Below are 2176 nucleotides of genomic sequence, written 5' to 3' on the forward strand. Positions count from 1 at the left end.
CTGACGGACGGTGGTGAGGGCGCGCAGGGCCGCCTCGTCGACGCCCGCGATCCCGGTCGACGCGGTGCGCAGCGCGACGACGAGCGCCACGACCTGCTCGTCGTCGAGCAGCAGCGGCGGCATCTGGCTCCCGGCGTCGAGCCGGTACCCGCCGTCGGGCCCCTTGGTCGCGTGGACGGGGTAGCCGAGGTCGCGCAGGCGGTCGACGTCGCGCCGCACCGTGCGAGGGCTGACGCCGAGCCGGTCGGCGAGCACGTCGCCCGGCCAGTCGCGGCGGGACTGCAGCAGCGACAGCAGGGACAGCAGGCGGGCGGACGGCGTCGACATCTGCCCAGACTGCCATGAGGTAGCGGACAGGATCTGACCGCTACCGGCGGAAGCATGGGTGACGTACCGATCCGGACGACAGGGGAGAGGCCCATGATCCGCACCCGCGGGCTCACGAAGGACTTCGTGGTCAGCCGCACCGAGACCGTGCACGCCGTGCGCGGCATCGACCTGGACGTCGCGCCCGGCGAGCTCGTCGCCGTGCTCGGCCCGAACGGCGCCGGCAAGACGACCACCATGCGCATGCTCACGACGCTCATCCGCCCGATGGCCGGCACCGCGACCGTCGCGGGCGCCGACATCACGACCGACCCCGCGACGGTCCGCCGCAACATCGGCTACGTCGGGCAGGGCAACGGCGCCGGGCACGTGCAGCGCGCCGCCGACGAGATCGTCGCGCAGGGCCGCATCTACGGACTCGACGCGCGCACCGCGCGCCGCCGTGCCGACGACCTGCTCGACGCGCTCGACCTGCGCCCGCTCGCGCGCCGCAAGGTGTCCGACCTGTCGGGCGGCCAGCGCCGCCGGCTCGACGTCGCGCTCGGCCTCGTGCACGCGCCGCGCCTGCTGTTCCTCGACGAGCCCAGCACCGGGCTCGACCCGCAGACGCGCGCGAACCTGTGGGACCACATCCTGCGGCTGCGCGCCGAGCGCGACATGACGATCGTCCTCACGACGCACTACCTCGACGAGGCCGACACGATGGCGGAGCGCGTCGTCGTCGTGGACCACGGTCGCGTCATCGCGGACGACACCGCGGACGGTCTCAAGCGCACCCTCGCGGGCGACCGGCTGGTGCTCGAGGTCGCGGCGGGCGTCGGCCGGCAGGTCGGCGATCGGCAGTCCCTCGGCCATGCGGACACCCAGCATGAGGCGCTCGAGCGCCGCCGACTCCCCGTCGACGGTCTCGCGACCGGCGGCAGGGCTCACGCCACGGGCCAGACGGTCGGCGTACGCCCGGGGGTGCTTGACGTTCCACCAGCGCACGCCCCCGACGTGGCTGTGCGCGCCCGGCCCGATCCCCCACCAGTCGTCGCCGCGCCAGTACGCGAGGTTGTGCCGGCACGCGTCGGCGGGCGTGCGCGCCCAGTTGCTGACCTCGTACCAGCCGAGCCCGGCGGCGGCGAGCAGGTCGTCCGCGAGCTCGTACTTCGCGGCCTGGTCGTCGGGGTCCGTCGGCGGCAGGTCGCCGCGGCGGACCTGGACCGCCATGCGCGTGCCCTCCTCGACGACGAGCGCGTACGCGGACACGTGGTCGACGCCGGTCGCGAGGGCCGTCTCGACGCTCGTGCGCCAGTCGTCGAGGGACTCGCCGGGCGTGCCGTAGATGAGGTCGAGCGAGACCGCGAGGCCGGCGTCGCGGGCCCAGCGGACGACGTCGGGGATGCGGCGCGGGTCGTGCGTGCGGTCGAGCGTCGCGAGGACGTGCGGCACCGCGGACTGCATGCCGAACGAGACGCGCGTGAAGCCGGCAGCCGCGAGCCCGGCGAGCGACTCGGGCGTCACCGAGTCGGGGTTGGCCTCGGTCGTCACCTCGACGTCCGGCGCGAGGCCCCACGTGTCGCGGACGCCGCCCAGCAGACGCGCGAGGTCGTCGACCGGGAGCACGGTGGGCGTCCCGCCGCCGACGAACACCGTCGAGACGGGCCGCGCGGGCAGCCCGGCCGCGGCGAGGACGCGCCCGGCGAGGTCGACCTCGGCGAGGGCGGTCGACGCGTAGGACGTCTGGCTGGCACCGCCGCCGCGCTCGGTCGCCAGTTGAACTCGTCGGCGACGCGGAGCACGCGCTCACGCGTGGCGGCCGAGACGCCGGGTCGACCGTTCAGGGCGTACGAGACGACCGCGATCG

Annotated in this window: 1 protein-coding gene and 3 pseudogenes; 1 reads left to right on the forward strand and 3 read right to left on the reverse strand. The window is 75.1% G+C overall.

The annotated features are described in order from the left end of the window. On the reverse strand, window positions 1–327 hold a 327-nt coding region (locus tag HGA02_RS17185; protein WP_168680415.1), incomplete at its 3' end, for a helix-turn-helix transcriptional regulator. 93 nt (window positions 328–420) lie between these two features. Here HGA02_RS17185 and HGA02_RS17190 point away from each other — a divergent pair. After that, window positions 421–948 (forward strand): annotated as a pseudogene (locus HGA02_RS17190) (ATP-binding cassette domain-containing protein); the annotation flags it as partial. Between the two features lie 186 nt (window positions 949–1134). On the opposite strand, the pseudogene HGA02_RS17195 reads toward HGA02_RS17190, so the two are convergent. Both HGA02_RS17195 and HGA02_RS17200 read right to left on the reverse strand, forming a co-directional pair. Continuing rightward, window positions 1135–2082, reverse strand: a pseudogene (locus tag HGA02_RS17195) (coproporphyrinogen-III oxidase family protein); the annotation flags it as partial. Beyond that, a pseudogene (locus HGA02_RS17200) lies at window positions 2064–2174 on the reverse strand (LacI family DNA-binding transcriptional regulator); the annotation flags it as partial. The pseudogenes HGA02_RS17200 and HGA02_RS17195, both read right to left, overlap by 19 nt. Between the last annotated feature and the right edge of the window lie 2 nt (window positions 2175–2176).

This window comes from Cellulomonas septica, from assembly GCF_012396155.1.
GTDB classification, from domain to species: Bacteria; Actinomycetota; Actinomycetes; order Actinomycetales; family Cellulomonadaceae; genus Cellulomonas; species Cellulomonas septica.